Source organism: Streptomyces sp. NPDC090499 (assembly GCF_044769305.1).
GTDB lineage: Bacteria > Actinomycetota > Actinomycetes > Streptomycetales > Streptomycetaceae > Streptomyces.
The window spans coordinates 22,419-36,760 of the sequence record NZ_JBIVXP010000033.1 but is presented as its reverse complement, the minus strand read 5'-3'; the positions used below and the strand labels follow the sequence as shown (position 1 = coordinate 36,760).

15 protein-coding genes are annotated in these 14,342 nt (G+C 73.3%); 8 read left to right on the top strand and 7 right to left on the bottom strand.

Annotation, left to right across the window (positions count from 1 at the left end; genetic code table 11):
- The first annotated feature begins 42 nt into the window (after window positions 1–42).
- Window positions 43–765, top strand: coding sequence for a TetR/AcrR family transcriptional regulator (locus ACIQVL_RS49810; RefSeq protein WP_403479060.1), 723 nt, complete (start codon window positions 43–45; stop codon window positions 763–765).
- Here ACIQVL_RS49810 and ACIQVL_RS49805 read toward each other — a convergent pair.
- Complete coding sequence (locus ACIQVL_RS49805; protein ID WP_403436352.1) at window positions 716–1,147, bottom strand: cupin domain-containing protein; 432 nt, start codon at window positions 1,145–1,147, stop codon at window positions 716–718. The genes ACIQVL_RS49810 and ACIQVL_RS49805 overlap by 50 nt on opposite strands.
- A 488-nt stretch (window positions 1,148–1,635) precedes the next feature.
- On the opposite strand from ACIQVL_RS49805, the gene ACIQVL_RS49800 reads away from it, so the two are divergent.
- Window positions 1,636–2,802, top strand: coding sequence for an MFS transporter (locus ACIQVL_RS49800; RefSeq protein WP_403479059.1), 1,167 nt, complete (start codon window positions 1,636–1,638; stop codon window positions 2,800–2,802).
- Window positions 2,803–2,946: 144 nt separating this feature from the next.
- On the opposite strand, the gene ACIQVL_RS49795 is transcribed toward ACIQVL_RS49800, so the two are convergent.
- Window positions 2,947–4,629, bottom strand: coding sequence for an alpha/beta hydrolase (locus ACIQVL_RS49795; RefSeq protein ID WP_403479058.1), 1,683 nt, complete (start codon window positions 4,627–4,629; stop codon window positions 2,947–2,949).
- A 155-nt stretch (window positions 4,630–4,784) separates the two neighbouring features.
- Between ACIQVL_RS49795 and ACIQVL_RS49790 the strand changes: the two genes are divergently transcribed.
- The 3 genes from ACIQVL_RS49790 to ACIQVL_RS49780 all read left to right on the top strand — a co-directional run bounded on the left by ACIQVL_RS49790 (window position 4,785) and on the right by ACIQVL_RS49780 (window position 6,558).
- Entirely contained in the window at window positions 4,785–5,015 is a 231-nt protein-coding gene (locus tag ACIQVL_RS49790) for a hypothetical protein (RefSeq protein ID WP_403479057.1), read from the top strand.
- Between the two features lie 13 nt (window positions 5,016–5,028).
- The gene (locus tag ACIQVL_RS49785; RefSeq protein WP_403479056.1) at window positions 5,029–5,742 is read left to right on the top strand and encodes a lysostaphin resistance A-like protein; all 714 of its coding nucleotides are present in this window, start codon (window positions 5,029–5,031) and stop codon (window positions 5,740–5,742) included.
- 81 nt (window positions 5,743–5,823) lie between these two features.
- Window positions 5,824–6,558, top strand: coding sequence for a maleylpyruvate isomerase family mycothiol-dependent enzyme (locus ACIQVL_RS49780; protein WP_403479055.1), 735 nt, complete (start codon window positions 5,824–5,826; stop codon window positions 6,556–6,558).
- 38 nt (window positions 6,559–6,596) lie between these two features.
- Here ACIQVL_RS49780 and ACIQVL_RS49775 read toward each other — a convergent pair whose 3' ends face one another.
- Entirely contained in the window at window positions 6,597–6,998 is a 402-nt protein-coding gene (locus ACIQVL_RS49775) for a MarR family winged helix-turn-helix transcriptional regulator (RefSeq protein ID WP_403479054.1), read from the bottom strand.
- Window positions 6,999–7,084: 86 nt separating this feature from the next.
- On the opposite strand from ACIQVL_RS49775, the gene ACIQVL_RS49770 reads away from it, so the two are divergent.
- Both ACIQVL_RS49770 and ACIQVL_RS49765 read left to right on the top strand, forming a co-directional pair.
- A complete protein-coding gene (locus ACIQVL_RS49770; protein ID WP_403436336.1) occupies window positions 7,085–8,560 on the top strand; it encodes an MFS transporter in 1,476 nt (491 codons plus the stop codon).
- A gap of 74 nt (window positions 8,561–8,634) precedes the next feature.
- Window positions 8,635–8,919 (top strand): DUF6332 family protein, encoded by a 285-nt coding sequence (locus ACIQVL_RS49765; RefSeq protein WP_403479053.1) that lies wholly within the window; start codon window positions 8,635–8,637, stop codon window positions 8,917–8,919.
- On the opposite strand, the gene ACIQVL_RS49760 is transcribed toward ACIQVL_RS49765, so the two are convergent.
- The 3 genes from ACIQVL_RS49760 to ACIQVL_RS49750 all read right to left on the bottom strand — a co-directional run bounded on the left by ACIQVL_RS49760 (window position 8,880) and on the right by ACIQVL_RS49750 (window position 11,667).
- On the bottom strand, window positions 8,880–9,545 hold the full coding sequence (locus tag ACIQVL_RS49760; protein ID WP_403479052.1) for a response regulator: 666 nt from the start codon (window positions 9,543–9,545) through the stop codon (window positions 8,880–8,882). The genes ACIQVL_RS49765 and ACIQVL_RS49760 overlap by 40 nt on opposite strands.
- Window positions 9,542–10,861 (bottom strand): sensor histidine kinase, encoded by a 1,320-nt coding sequence (locus tag ACIQVL_RS49755; protein WP_403479051.1) that lies wholly within the window; start codon window positions 10,859–10,861, stop codon window positions 9,542–9,544. The genes ACIQVL_RS49760 and ACIQVL_RS49755 overlap by 4 nt, the downstream gene beginning before the upstream one ends.
- 137 nt (window positions 10,862–10,998) lie before the next feature.
- Window positions 10,999–11,667, bottom strand: coding sequence for a TetR/AcrR family transcriptional regulator (locus ACIQVL_RS49750; protein ID WP_403436327.1), 669 nt, complete (start codon window positions 11,665–11,667; stop codon window positions 10,999–11,001).
- Window positions 11,668–11,868: 201 nt separating this feature from the next.
- Here ACIQVL_RS49750 and ACIQVL_RS49745 point away from each other — a divergent pair, with 201 nt between their 5' ends.
- Window positions 11,869–12,990: a medium chain dehydrogenase/reductase family protein gene (locus ACIQVL_RS49745; protein WP_403479050.1), complete on the top strand. Its 1,122-nt coding sequence runs from the start codon at window positions 11,869–11,871 to the stop codon at window positions 12,988–12,990.
- A 116-nt stretch (window positions 12,991–13,106) separates the two neighbouring features.
- Here ACIQVL_RS49745 and ACIQVL_RS49740 read toward each other — a convergent pair whose 3' ends face one another.
- Complete coding sequence (locus ACIQVL_RS49740; protein ID WP_403479049.1) at window positions 13,107–14,312, bottom strand: GDSL-type esterase/lipase family protein; 1,206 nt, start codon at window positions 14,310–14,312, stop codon at window positions 13,107–13,109.
- Window positions 14,313–14,342: the final 30 nt, after the last annotated feature.

The window sequence follows — 14,342 nt, the reverse complement described above, 5'->3', positions numbered from 1 at the left end:
AAACCTGAAACAAAGTCACGTTCAGATTCAAGGGGTGGTGGTGTGACCGACCCGGCCGCCGAGAAGACCGGGGCCGTACTGCGCCGCACTCCCCAACAGGCCCGCAGCAAAGCCCGGTTGGCGCTGGTACTCAAGGCCGCCGAGCGCGTGCTGATCGCCGAGGGCGTACCGGCCCTGACCACCACCCGGGTCGCGGCCGAGGCCGGGGTCTCGGTCGGCTCGCTGTACCAGTACCTGCCCGACCGGGACGCGATCATCGACGCGCTGGCCGCGACGTACTTCGCCCGGCTCGAAGCGGTGATGGAGGAGTTCGTGCGCGGCGCGGCGACCGAGCGCCGGCCCGACCCGGTCGGCGTGCTGATCGACACCTACGCCGGGCTCTACCGCGCCGAACACGGTTTCAGGGCCCTGTGGTTCGGCAGCGGCCTGACCGACCGGACGCGGGCGGCGGACCGGGAGCACAAGCGCCGGATGGCCGACGGGGTGCGCCGGGTGCTGCTCGCGCTCGGCATCGCCGGCGACACGGCGGGGCTCGGCCACGCCTGCCATGCCGCCGTCCTCGCCGCCGACGCGCTCGCCCAGGAGGCCTTCCGCCGCGACGCCGAGGGCGACGCGGCCCTCCTCGACGAGGCGAAGGTCATGCTGCGCGGCTACCTCACGGCCCTGGCCGGGAGGGGCGGGCGGCGGGACGGCGGTGCGGCGGGCGCCGGTCCGCTCAGCGGGCCCGTTCCCAGACCGGCTGGACCCCCGGACCGAGCGCCGTGAAGTCGGGCAGTTCGCGCAGGGCCCGCTCGGCGCCGCCCGGCGTGTAGACCGCGATGACCCGCAGCTGCCGCCAGCCGGTGTTGAAGGTGGAGTGCAGCGTTCCCCTGGGCACGTAGACGAAGTCGCCCGCCGTCACCGCGAACTCCCCCGAGCCACCGACGGTCTGGACGCCCTCGCCGTCGATGAAGTACAGCACCTCGTCGGAGTCCGGGTGCGTGTGCAGGTCGTGCCCCTTGGCGGGGTTGATGATCACCTCGCCCGCGGTGAGGGGCGCCCCGGGGAACAGGCCGGCGCTCACTCCCCACTTGATGCTTCCCCAGTCGAAGACCTCGGTCGGCAGTTCGGCGGGCACGGTGCGGGTCCTCGGCTCGAATCCGTTCACGGTTCCTCTCCTCTTCGGAGTCGTCGGTGCCGTCGGAGCGGTCGGAGCGGTCGGAGCGGTCGGCGGCGCGACCGCGCGACGGCGTGGCAGTCGCAACGGTCCTAACGGCCGTAACGGCGGGAGGTGAGCGGTCGATACGGACGGACGAGGACGCCGAGCCGATCGGCGGCTCGTGGCCGCCCGCCGGATGGCGCGCGCCCGGCCCGCGTGCGCCGGCGGCCGCACGGGGCGCAACCGGGGGGCACGGTCGCGAGGGCGGGCGCCGAGCTCACGGCAGGCGGAGGTCCGGCCGCGGCGCGGGGGCCGGGCACGTACGTCCGGGGCGCCGCCGGTCTCCGGGGCACCCGCGCTCCGTGACGGGCACCACGCCCGCGCCCTCCCACCGGCCGACGGTCCGGTCCCGGTCCCCGTCCGCCCTTGTCCCGGCCCCCGCCCTCACCTAGCCTGAGTTTGTGCCGCTAATAAACAAAACCCGGACGCACAACGCCGTGCCCGGTAGCTCCCTCACCCGACTGCGTGTCGTCCTGACCGTCTTCTTCGCCATGGACGGCTTCATCTTCGCCGGATGGGTCGTCCGCATCCCTGCCATCAAGGAACAGACCGGCGCCTCGGCCGGCGCCCTGGGACTCGCCCTGCTCGGTGTCTCGGCCGGGGCCGTGATCACGATGATGTTCACCGGACGGCTGTGCCGCCGTTACGGCTCCCACCCGGTGACCGTCGTCTGCGCCGTCCTGCTCTCCCTCAGCGTCGCCCTGCCCCCGCTCACCCACTCGGTCCCGGCCCTCGGCGCCGTACTGCTCGTCTTCGGCAGCGCCTACGGCGGCATCAACGTCGCGTTCAACAGCGCCGCGGTCGACCTGGTACGAGCCCTGCGGCGGCCGATCATGCCCAGCTTCCACGCCGCCTTCAGCCTGGGCGGCATGCTCGGCTCCGGTCTGGGCTCACTGATCGCCGGCGTGCTGACCCCCACGCAGCACCTGCTCTCCCTCACCGCCGTCGCCCTCCTGGTCACCCTTCTCGCCGGCCGCACCCTGCTGCGCACTCCCCCGCCGGCCACACCCGGGGACGACGCACCGCGTGGCACGTCCGCACGCCGCCGTCTGGCAGGGCGCACCCGGCTGCTGGTCGTCACGTTCGGTCTGATCGCCCTGTGCACGGCCTACGGCGAGGGGGCCATGGCCGACTGGAGCGCCCTGCACCTGGAGCAGGACCTGGGCGCCGCACCCGGCGCCGCCGCCATCGGCTACTCCTGCTTCGCGCTCGCCATGACCGTCGGCCGGCTCAGCGGGACAAAGCTTCTCGAAGCCCTCGGCCAGACGCGCACCCTGGTGTTCGGCGGCACGACCGCCGCGGCCGGCATGCTGCTCGGCGCACTCGCCCCGGCCCTGTGGGCGGCCCTCCTCGGGTTCGCGATCACCGGACTCGGGCTCGCCAACCTCTTCCCCGTCGCCGTCGAACGGGCGGGCACACTGGCCGGCCCCGACGGCGTCGCCATCGCCTCCACCTTCGGCTACGGCGGCATGCTCCTCGGACCGCCCGCCATCGGCTTCATGACGGACTGGCTCTCCCTCCCCACCGCCCTGACCACGGTCGCCGCCCTCGCCGCCACCGCCGCGGCCATCGCACTCCTGACCCGGCGCACGGCGGGGCACTGACCGACGTCACCGCCCGCTCCGTCGAACGCTCGTTCGGTTCGCGTTCGCGATGCTCGTCCGCGGGTATCGCAGAACGGTGCGCAGCCGCTACGCGAAGGAAGTCACAGACCGCACGACGTCACGTTCTCGGACGTCCGGCCCCGCTCAGTCCAGCAACCCCGGTTCCCGCACCGACTCCAGCACCCCGGCCAGTCTCGCCGTGTCGGCGGCCGTCCAGTCCGGTGGGTTCGTGATCTCGGCCCACGCGCTCGTGGGCAGCGTGCCGTACCGGTGGCCGAAGCCGTTCGGCACGCTGTCGGCGCCGGCCAGGTCGCAGGCCACCTGCCAGAACGTGAGCAGCGGATACCACTGCATCGCCGGTGAGACGTCCCGGGCGCGGGGCCGGTCCAGCCAGTCCGGCCGGTGGAAGGCGAGACCGGGCGACCACCACACGACCGGGTCGGAGCCGTTCTGGAGGTAGACCGCGCGGGGCTCGCCCCAGGGCGCGTCCGGGATGCCGTAGTCCGCCGGTACCTGCGCGAAGCGCACATGCGCCCCGTCGGCGACCACCGGCCGCCACTCGGGGCTGCCCGGCTGCCGTTTCGCGGTGACCGACTTCCACAGCGGGTTGTCGTACGTCGGCCCGACGAACAGCGCGCCACCGGTCTCCGCGACGAGCGTGGCCAGGGAGCCGTTCAGGGCGGACTCCATGGAGAAGGAGCCGAGGCTCTCGCCGTAGACCAGCAGCCGGGGGCGGGAACCGGCCGGGAGCGTCCGCCATTTGGCGTAGACGGCGTCGAAAAGGGCTCGCCCGGTGGCGGCGGCCTCGTCCTCGGTGAGCGCGGACACCCAGCTGGGGAGGTAGGAGTACTGCATGGCGACCATGGCGGTGTCGCCGCCCCACATGTACTCCAGTGGTCTGCTGCCCTGGTCGTTGATCCAGCCGGTGCCGGTGGTGCCCATGACGGCGAGGACCCTGCGGGAGAAACCGCCGGTGCGTTCGAGTTCGCGTACGGCGAGGGCGGCGCGTTCGTCGAGGGTGTCGGCGGAGCGCAGGCCGACGTAGACCCGTACCGGATCCTCGGCCGGGCGCCCGGTGAAGGCGGCGATGTCGGCGCGGGGCGTGGCCGTGCCGACGAAGTCGCGGCCCTTGGCCCCCAGGGTGTCCCAGTGGGCGGCGGAATCGGGGCTGCCGGAGAGGGTGGCCAGCCCCGGCCGGTGGACGCCCTTGGTGGTGCCCTGGTCGGCGAGGGACGCGCCGCTCTCGATGGCGTCCAGCGCGGCGCGCAGCAGGAAGCCCTGGACGACTCCGACCACCACGAAGGCGGCGAGGACGACCCCGGTGGCGTAGGCGACGGGGCGCGGGACGAGGGCGCCGAACGCGTGGGCGACGACGCGGATGCCGAGCCGTACCGTCCGGGCGGCCAGGAGCAGCAGTGCGGTCACGAGTGCGGCCACGACCGGGACGAGCGCCCACTGCCACCAGACGAGGTGCGGGGGCAGGGTCACCACCCGGCGGACCTGGTCCTCCCAGCGGACGCTCCAGGCGGTGGCCGTGACCACGGCGGCGGCGCCGAGCACGGCCAGGGCGGCCCACAGGGTACGGCGGACCCGCCGACGGACCCGGACACCGGCCCAGCGGAGCAGCAGCCGGGCCAGGGACTCCAGTACGGCCCCGACGGCGTAGCCGACGGCCGCCGAGACACCGGCCGCGAGTCCCTGCAGCCACCAGGCCCGCGGAAGCAGCGACGGGGTGAGGGACAGGCAGTAGCACAGGACCGCCAGCGCGATCCCGGCCCAGCACGGCCGTCGCCGGACCACCCGGTCCGGGCCCAGGTGCCGGCGCACCCGATCCGCCGTCCGCCGGGTCCAGTCCTTCGTACGATTCAGAGCCCTGCCCGCACCACTCACTTCGCCACCTCGGGACCACGATCGGCCACCGCACCCGCCGCCGCATCCGGAAGATCCGGGAAAAGGTGCGGAGCCGCACGAGGTGTCCCATCGTGGTGGGCATGGCCCTGGCCCGGACTACCGAGCACGCCACCCCGCTCGTCGGCGTGGCCGCGCCGCCGCCGGGCGTGGTCCCCGCCGGTGCCCGCGCCGCCTGCGCCGGCACCCCGCCGGGGACGTCGGGTACCGGGGTCGTCACCGTCGTCGGCGCCGTGCCGGGCCGGAGCGGTGGCGGCGGGCACCTCGTGACCTGCCTGCCGCTTCGCGCCCCGGTCGGGTTCTGACACCCCGCCCGCCATGCCGCTGCCCCGGATTGCACGGCTCCCCACCCGTACCGCCGTGGCGGCGGTGGTGGTCGTGCTGGTGCTCGCGAACCTGCTGGACAACCGCTGGGCCGGGTCCTGGATCCTGCTCACCGCGCTGCTCACCACGGCCGTCCTGGTGGGGCTGCTGTTCTGGGCCGGGGGCGGCTGGGCGGAGCTGGGACTTGAGCAGAACACTTTTGCGGACGGGGTGCGTTGGGGGGCGGCCCTGATCGGGATCGTCGCGGCGGTCTACCTGTGCGCGGCCCTGCTGCCGGTCACCCGCGGTCTGTTCGCGGACCAGCGGACCAACGCGCTGAGCGGCTCGGAGACCGCCTTCAAGGCGCTGGTCGCGGTGCCCGTGGGGACGGTCCTGCTGGAGGAGACCGCCTTCCGCGGGGTGCTGTTCGCGCTGCTGTGCCGTCTTCGCACGGCCACCTCGGCCGCCGTCCTGTCCTCCGTGCTCTTCGGGCTCTGGCACATCCTCCCCTCGCTGAACCTCAACAAGGACAAGCCGACCCTGGGTTCGCTCTTCGGGCACTCGGTCACCGGGGCGGTCCTGGTGGACGTCGGCGCCGTGCTGTTCACTGCCGCGGCGGGCTGTCTGCTGTGCTGGGTACGCGATCGCAGCGGCTCCCTGCTGGCACCGATGGCCCTGCACTGGGCGGTCAACGCACTCGGCTACGCGGTGGGGTTCCTGCTGCGCTGAGCGCGAACGACGGCATGTCCGGGGCGCGTCCGGCGGATCGCCCAGCAGCAGGAACAGCCGCACATCCGGCAGACTCCCCGCATGGAGACTGCTGACTTTCTCGAGATCCTCGACCGGGAGGGCCGGCTGCTGGCCTCGGCCGCCGACGAGGCGGGGCTCGACGCCCCGGTGCCCACCTGTCCGCAGTGGCAGGTGCGCGACCTGCTGCGGCACACCGGAACCATCCACCGGTGGGCGGCCGGTGTCGTCGCCGACGCCGAGACCTCGCCCCGCCCCATCCCCGGCCCCCCGGACATCGACGGCACGGAACTGACAGCCTGGTACCGGGACGGCCACCGCCGGCTCGTCGACACCCTCGACGCCGCCCCGCGGGACGTGACGTACTGGACCTTCCACCCCGCCCCCGTCCCCTCACCGCTGGCCTTCTGGCTCCGCCGGCAGGCCCATGAGACGACCGTCCACCGGTACGACGCCGAGGCGGCACGGGGCGGCCCGGCGACCCCGGTCGGCACGGGCTTCGCCGTCGACGGCATCGACGAACTGCTGCGCGGCTTCCACGCCCGCACCCGCAGCCGGGTCCGCAGCACACACCCGCGGGTGCTCGGGGTGCGCACGGTGGACGCGGACGCGGCCTGGACCGTAAGGCTGTCGGAGCGACCGCCGGTAGCGGAACTCGGCGCGCCCCAGGACGCGACAGCCGAACTCGCAGGACCTGCCGACCAGTTGTACCTGGCACTGTGGAACCGGGTACCGGTGCCGAAGGTGACCGGCGACCCGGCACTGGCCGACCTGTGGCGGACGGACTCCGGTATCTGACGCCGGCCGGCACCGGCGAGCGGTCCGGCCTGCCGGGCTCAGCCCGCCTCGGCGGCCAGCATCCGGGTGAGCACCGCGCGCTGCACCGGCAGGACCTCGCCGTGCAGCGCGCGCCCCTTGCCGGTGAGCGCCACCCGCACGCCCCGCCGGTCCTCCGGGCACATGGCCCGCTCGACCAGGCCGTCCTTCTCCAGGCGGGCGATCAGCCGGGACAGCGCGCTCTGGCTCAGGTGCACCCGCTCGGCGATCTCCTGCACCCGGAAGCTGCAGACGCCGTCCGCCGCCGGGCTGTCGGAGAGCAGGTCGAGGACCTCGAAGTCACTGCCGCACAGACCGTGTCCGTGCAGGGCACGGTCCAGCTCGCACTGGGTGCGGGCGTGCAGGGCCAGAATGTCCCGCCATTGCTCCACGAGTGCCTGTTCGGGCTTCTTCGCCGCCATCGGGGCACCGTAGCAGAGAACCAGGATTGTTGCATCGTAATTAAATGCGTTTGCATTCAATGCATACGCATGTAGTGTCTGGGTCCATGACCTCTCCGCTCACCGCACCCGCCGCCGAGGGACGCTGGACCCCCCGGCTCTGGGGCACGCTCCTGGTGCTCTGCGCCGCCATGTTCCTGGACGCGCTGGACGTGTCGATGGTCGGCGTCGCCCTGCCGTCGATCGGCTCCGACCTGCACCTGTCCACCTCGACGCTGCAATGGATCGTCAGCGGCTACATCCTCGGATACGGCGGCCTGCTGCTGCTCGGCGGCCGCACCGCGGACCTGCTCGGCCGGCGCCAGGTGTTCCTCGTGGCCCTCGGCGTCTTCGCGCTCGCCTCGCTGCTCGGCGGCCTCGTCGACTCGGGCCCGCTGCTGATCGCCAGCCGCTTCATCAAGGGCCTGAGCGCCGCCTTCACCGCACCGGCCGGCCTCTCGATCATCACGACCACGTTCCCGGAGGGCCCGCTGCGCAACCGCGCCCTCTCCATCTACACCACCTGCGCCGCCACCGGCTTCTCCATGGGCCTGGTGCTGTCCGGGCTGCTCACCGAGGCCAGCTGGCGCCTCACCATGCTGCTGCCCGCGCCCATCGCCCTGATCGCACTCCTCGTCGGCCTCAAGCTGCTGCCGCGCAGCTCCCGCGAACGCGACCACAACGGCTACGACATCCCCGGCGCGATCCTCGGCACCGCCTCCATGCTGCTCCTGGTGTTCACCGTCGTGGAGGCCCCGCAGGTGGGCTGGGCGTCGGCCCGCACCCTGCTCTCCTTCCTCGCGGTCGCCGTCCTGCTGACCGTCTTCGTCCAGGTCGAACGCCGTTCCCCCGGACCGCTCGTCCGCCTCGGCGTGCTGCGCTCGGGCAACCAGGTCCGCGCCCAGCTCGGCGCGATCGCCTTCTTCGGCTCGTACGTCGGCTTCCAGTTCCTCACCACCCTCTACATGCAGTCCCTGCTCGGCTGGTCCGCGCTGCACACCGCCCTGGCCTTCCTTCCGGCGGGCGCGCTGGTGGCGGTGTCGTCGACCAAGGTCGGCGCGATCGTGGACCGTTTCGGCACCCCGCGGCTCATCGCGGCGGGCTTCGCGTTCATGGTCGTCGGTTACGCCCTGTTCCTCCGCGTCGACCTGAGCCCGGCCTACGCCGCGGCGATCCTGCCGTCGATGCTCCTGATCGGCGCGGCCTGCGCCCTGGTCTTCCCCTCCCTCAACATCCAGGCCACCAACGGCGTCGACGACCACGAGCAGGGCATGGTCTCCGGGCTCCTCAACACCTCGGTGCAGGTGGGCGGTGCGATCTTCCTGGCGATCGTCACGGCCGTGGTCACCGCGGGCGCGCCCGCCCACGCGACCCCGCAGGCGGTGCTCGACAGCTACCGTCCCGGCTTCCTGGTGGTCGCGGTCGTGGCCCTCGCCGGGCTGCTGATCACCCTCACGGGAGTGCGCACCCGGCGGCCGCAGCAGACCGTCGTGATCGCCAAGTCCACCTCCCTGGAGGCGGAGCGCGTGTCCGCACGCGACTGAACGGGGACGCCTCCGAACGTGTGCCCGGCGGGGGCCTGTTGCCCCGCCGGGCACCCGGCTGTGAGACTGCCGGGATGACGACGTACGGGGGACGGCGCGGTCAGGCCGAGCGGGACGCGATCACCGTCGAGATCGGATACGCGCTGTGCAGTGCGGTGTTCGCGGCCGTGGTCGTGTTCGGGGCGGTGGCCGGCCCGGTGCTGCTGTTCGAGCTGCCCGGCGGCCTGGAGCGGGCGCTGCCCGTCGCGGGCGCGGTCCTCGCCGGCCTGCTGTTCGTCGCCCGGGTCGTCAGCGTGCTGGTCCGCTTCCAGCGCCCGGGTCAGCCCAGCCAGCCCGGCCGTACCAACCCCGACTCGTAGGCCAGGACGACCAGTTGGGCGCGGTCGCGGGCGCCCAGCTTGACCATGGTGCGGCTCACGTGGGTCTTGGCGGTGAGGGGGCTGACGACCAGGCGGCGGGCGATCTCCTCGTTGGACAGGCCGATACCGACCAGGGCCATCACCTCCCGCTCCCGCTCGGTGAGCCGGGCGAGGACGTCGGCGGCCGCAGGCTCCTTGGAACGGGCCGCGAACTCCGCGATCAGCCGCCGCGTCACCCCCGGAGACAGCAGCGCGTCCCCGGCCACCACCGCCCGGACCGCGCGCACCAGTTCGTCCGGCTCGGTGTCCTTCACCAGAAAGCCCGAGGCCCCGGACCGGATCGCCTCGAAGACGTACTCGTCGAGCTCGAACGTCGTCAGCATCACCACCTTGACGTCCGCCAGCTCCGGCTCTCCGGTGACCCGGCGGGTCGCGGCCAGGCCGTCCAGACGCGGCATGCGGATGTCCATCAGGACGACGTCGGGGCGCAGTTCACGCACCTTGCGCAGCGCCTCCTCGCCGTCCGCCGCCTCACCGGTCACCTCGATGTCCGGCTGCGCGTCGAGCAACGCCCGGAAACCGGCCCGCACCAGCGACTGGTCGTCGGCGAGCAGCACCCGGATCATCGGTCCTCCCGTACGTCCTGGTAGCCCGGGTCGCCCGGGTCGCCCCGACCGCTCAAGGGCAGTACGGCGAGCACCCGGAAGCCCCCCTCGGCACGCGGCCCCGCCTCGATCGTGCCACCCAGGGCCGCCGCCCGCTCCCGCATCCCGGCCAGCCCGTTCCCGCTGCCGCCCGCGTCCGCCCCGGTCGCGGGACCGTCGTCGTCGATCCGCAACCGCAGCTTTCCGCCCCCGTCTTCGAGCCGCACGCGCGCATGCCGCGAACCCGAGTGCCGTACGACATTGGTGAGGGCCTCCTGCACGATACGGAAGGCGGCCAGGTCGGCGCCGGGCGCGAGGTGCGGCGGCTCCCCCGTCACGTCCACGGTGAGGCCGGCGCTCGCCGCCTGCTCCACCAGTTCCGGCAGCCGGCCGAGACCGGGCGCGGGCGTCCGCGGCGCGTCTCCCGGGGCGCGCAGGGTGTCGAGCACCTGACGCACCTCGCCGAGCGCCTCCTTGCTGGCCGCCTTGATGGTGGTGAGCGCCGACCTGGCCTGCTCGGGGTCGGAGTCGAGGAGCGCGAGTCCCATGCCCGCCTGGACGTTGATGACCGAGATGCTGTGCGCCAGGACGTCGTGCAGCTCCCGGGCGATCCGCAGCCGTTCCTCGTCCGCGCGCCGCCGGGCCGCCTGGGCCCGGTCGGCCCGCTCCCGCGCCCACTGCTCGCGCCGCAGCCGGACCAGTTCGGCCACCGAGACGATGATCAGCACCCAGGTGGCGATGATCACTTCCTGGCCGGGGCCGGTACCCGTGTCGCCCGGCGGCGGCAGCCACCGGTACAGCCAGAGCGAGATCAGCAGATGCCCGGCCCACAGCATCCCGAGTGCCGCCCACGCGGCCCGGCGGTGCCCGGCCACTACGGCACCGAAGCAGGCCACGGCGACGGCCGCGAAGACCGGTCCGTACGGGTACCCGGCACCGAGGTAGACCAGGGCGAGCGCGGCCGTGCCGAACACCACGGTCACCGGGTGCCGGTGCCGCCACAGCAACAGGGCGCAGGTGGCGAGGAGCAGCAGGCGGGCGTAGGTGTCGAGGTGCTCGCGGTGGGGCTGGGTGTGGGCGGCGAAGTTCGAGCCCACCAGCACGAGGATGGTGAGCAGGAGGGTGGAACGCCAGGGCAGGCGGCGGCGGGGGGTTCCGGCACCGGAACCGGTGCCCGCGCCGGTGGTGGCGATGGTGGTCGCACCGGTGGTCGCGGTGGCTTCCGGGTGGTTCCACCACGGGGGGCCGTGCTGCCACCACTGCGCGGGGCCGCGCTCCCGTACCCGCTGCTCGTCCATGACCGCCACGCTAGACGCCGTCGCCCCGCGCGAGCGTCAGCCCGGCGAGGTGATCACGCCTACTCCCCCGGTAGTAGGTGGCAGGAGGTCACCGGGGCCGGTCGGCGGCCGGGGCGCCATCCGGATCAGCGCCCGGATCAGCGCCCGGTTTTCAGCTCCGCCACCTCGGCGTCGAACAGCCGGTCCGGGTCGAAGCCCATGCCCGTGAAGTGGCCGGCGAGTTCGAGGGAGAGAACCCCGTGCAGCCTGGTCCAGAAGGCCAGTGCCCGGCGCAGCACTCCCGGCGGCGCGGGATGGCCGCCGGCCCACTCGCGATGCTGCGAGAGGTGCGCGGTGAACCCGGCGGAGACCGGCGGAGGCGCCTCGGGCTCGGCCGCCGTACAGACGTCGAGCAGAGCCCCCATGATCTCCTGGGCGATGCCGGTGATGTCCTCGGGCGCGTGGTAGCCGGGGACCGGCGTGCCGTAGACGAGGAAGTAGCGCTGGGGGTCGTCGAGCGCCCAGCGGCGCAGGGCGTGGGCGAGGCCGTCGATGCCGGCCGCGGAGTCGGCGGCTGCACGGCAGGTGTCGGCCAGGCTGCGGTACGCGTCCCGGATCACCTCGGTGATCAGCTCGTCGCGGCTGCCGAAGTAGCGGTAGAGGGCCGGACCGCTCATGCCCAGTTCCTTGGCGATCGCGTTGAGGGACAGGCCCGACGCGCCTGACCTGGCGATCTGCTCCCAGGCTCGCGCCTTGATGTCCGCTCGCACCTGGGTCCGGTACCGCTCGCGGGGGCTCACCGCGTCCGCGCCTGCGTCCGCCGCCATGGTCATCACGCTCCTCTCGCACACCTTTGTTTCAGGCTATCACTTTCGAGATGGCTTCTAACGGTCGCGAGGACACCATCCATCGCGACGGCTTGACACTTCCGCGAGCACCAGTCATGTTTGTTATAGCTTCTAACGCAAGCAAGAGCCCATCTCGCTTGCGACTGCATCTACACATCGCTACGCACGGAGGCCGTCGCCATGGGCATCGCAGAAACCGCAGGAACCCCCGGACGCACCGGAAGCACCGGAACCCCGGGAACCGACCAGCTCGTCGAGGTCGTCCTGCCGGGCATCGTGGAGCCGGAAGGCCTCCGCATCGAGCGCCGGGAGATCCCGGCCCCCGCCGCCGGCCAGATCGTCGTCCGCGTGGAGGCGACCGGCGTCTCCTTCGCGGAGCAGCAGATGCGCCGCGGCCGCTACTACGACCAGCCGCCTTTCCCGTTCGTCCCCGGCTACGACCTGGTCGGCACGGTGCTCACGACCGGTGAGGGCGTCGCGTCCGGGCTCGTCGGCAAGCGCGTGGCGTCACTCGTGAAGGTCGGCGGCTGGGCCAGCCATGTCGTGCTCGACGCGGCCGACGCCGTACAGGTGCCCGCCGGTGTCGGCGCCGCGGAGGCGGAGACGCTGGTCGTCAACGGGATCACGGCCTGGCAGATGCTGCACCGCAAGGCGCGGGTGCGCAGTGGCGGCACGATCCTGGTGCACGGTGCCAACGGCGGCGTCGGCACGGTGCTCGTCCAGCTCGCACGGGCGGCGGGCCTTCGGGTGATCGGCACGGCCTCCGCCCGTCATCACGCCGCGCTGCGGGAGCTGGGTGTGACCCCGGTCGACTACCGCGCCGAGGACGTCCCGGCCCGGGTCCGGGAACTGGCCCCCGGCGGTGTCGACGCCGTCTTCGACCACCTCGGTGGCCGCAGCGTCGTCGACTCCTGGCGGCTCCTCGCCCCGGGCGGCACCCTCGTCGCCTACGGCAGCGCCACCACCAGGGACGACTCCGGCTCCAAGCAGCTCCCCGTGCTGAAGATCCTCGGCCGCGTGTGGCTGTGGAACGCGCTGCCCAACGGGCGGCACGCCTACTTCTTCAACGTCTGGGAGGGCCGCGCCCTCGGCAAGGACCGTTTCCGGGCCCGGCTGGACGCCGACCTCACCCAGGTGTTCCAGGCCTTCCAGCGTGGCGAGGTCACCGCGCGCATCGCCGCCCGGCTGCCCCTGACCCGGGCCGCCGAGGCCCTGCGGCTCGCCGAGTCGGGGACCGTCGCGGGGAAGGTGGTACTGGTCCCGGACGCCGGCGACGGGGCATCGGCCGACTCGGCGCGATGAGAACCGCAGGCCCGTCGACCGCCGTTTCCGCGACCGCCGTTTCCGCGACCGCCCGCTCAGCGGCCGCCCGCTCAACGACCCTCCACCCGGCGACCCTCCACCCGGTGACCCTCCGCTCAGCGGCCGCCGGCTCGGCAGCCGCCACCGCCCCCGGCGAACGCGCCGCCCTCCGCGAACGCCAGCCCGGCGAAGCGTTCGCCGATACGGCGGTGGGTGGCCGCGTCCGGGTGGAGTCCGTCGGGCAACGGGAGCTCGGCGGCGTCGGCCTCGCCGTAGAGGGCACGGCCGTCGAGGTAGTACAGGTGCGGGTCCTCGGCCGCGCGCTGGGCGACGATCCGGGACAGCTCGTCCCGGACGACGTTCAGGGTGAGCTTGCCGCTCGCGCGCTCGGCCGGGTCGCCCGTGGCGACGAAGGCGAGCCGGCCGGCACCGAAGGCGCTCAGGTCCATGGCGGTGGGACCGGGCGTGTCCTCGTGCATGGGGCACAGGATCGGCGAGACGACCAGCAGCGGGGTGGTGGGGTGCCCCTCCCGGACGGTGTCGAGGAAGCCGTGCACGGCGGGGCCGAAGGCGCGCAGCCGCATCAGGTCCGCGTTGACGACGTTGATCCCGAGCTTGAGGCTGATCAGGTCGGCGGGGGCGTCTCGGACGGCACGGGCGGTGAACGGGTCGAGCAGGGCGCTACCGCCCAGCCCCAGGTTGACCAGCTCCACCCCGGCGAGCGAGGCGGCGAGCGCGGGCCAGATGGCGGTGGGGCTCGCGGCGTCGGAGCCGTGGCTGATCGAACTGCCGTGGTGCAGCCAGACCTTGCGGCCGTGGTCGGGTACGGCGGCGAGGGGGGCGTCGGTGCGCAGCGCGACCAGTTCGGTGGTCTCGTTGTGCGGCAGCCAGATCTCGACCGACTTCTCCCGGTCGGGCAGGCCGGTGAAGCGTAGGGTGCCGATCGGTCCGGGGCGCAGCTCCGTGGTCCCGGCGCTCATGTCGACGACCTGGACCGTGCCGCCGGAGACGCTGCCCTGGCCGGCCAGGGTGCCGTCCACGAGCAGGTCGTAGACACCGTCCGGGCGGGGCGGCGCGCCGACGTAGAGCCGCTTGGTGGGGAGGGCGTCCAGTTCCACGGCGGTGGCGTGGGTGCGGAACACCAGTCGTACGCCGGAGGGCTGGGACTCGACCATGGCGAGTTGCGGGTCGCCGCACTGGGCGCGGGCCCGGGCCGGGAGCCGGTGCGGCAGGACGCCGTGTTCCGTGTGCTCCAGGTCGAGGGCGCCGCGCAGGAGGTCGGCGGTGATCGGCGTGGTGATCCAGCGGGGGTCGGTGTGCATCGCCTCTGTGTTCCGTCCGTCTTCCGTCTG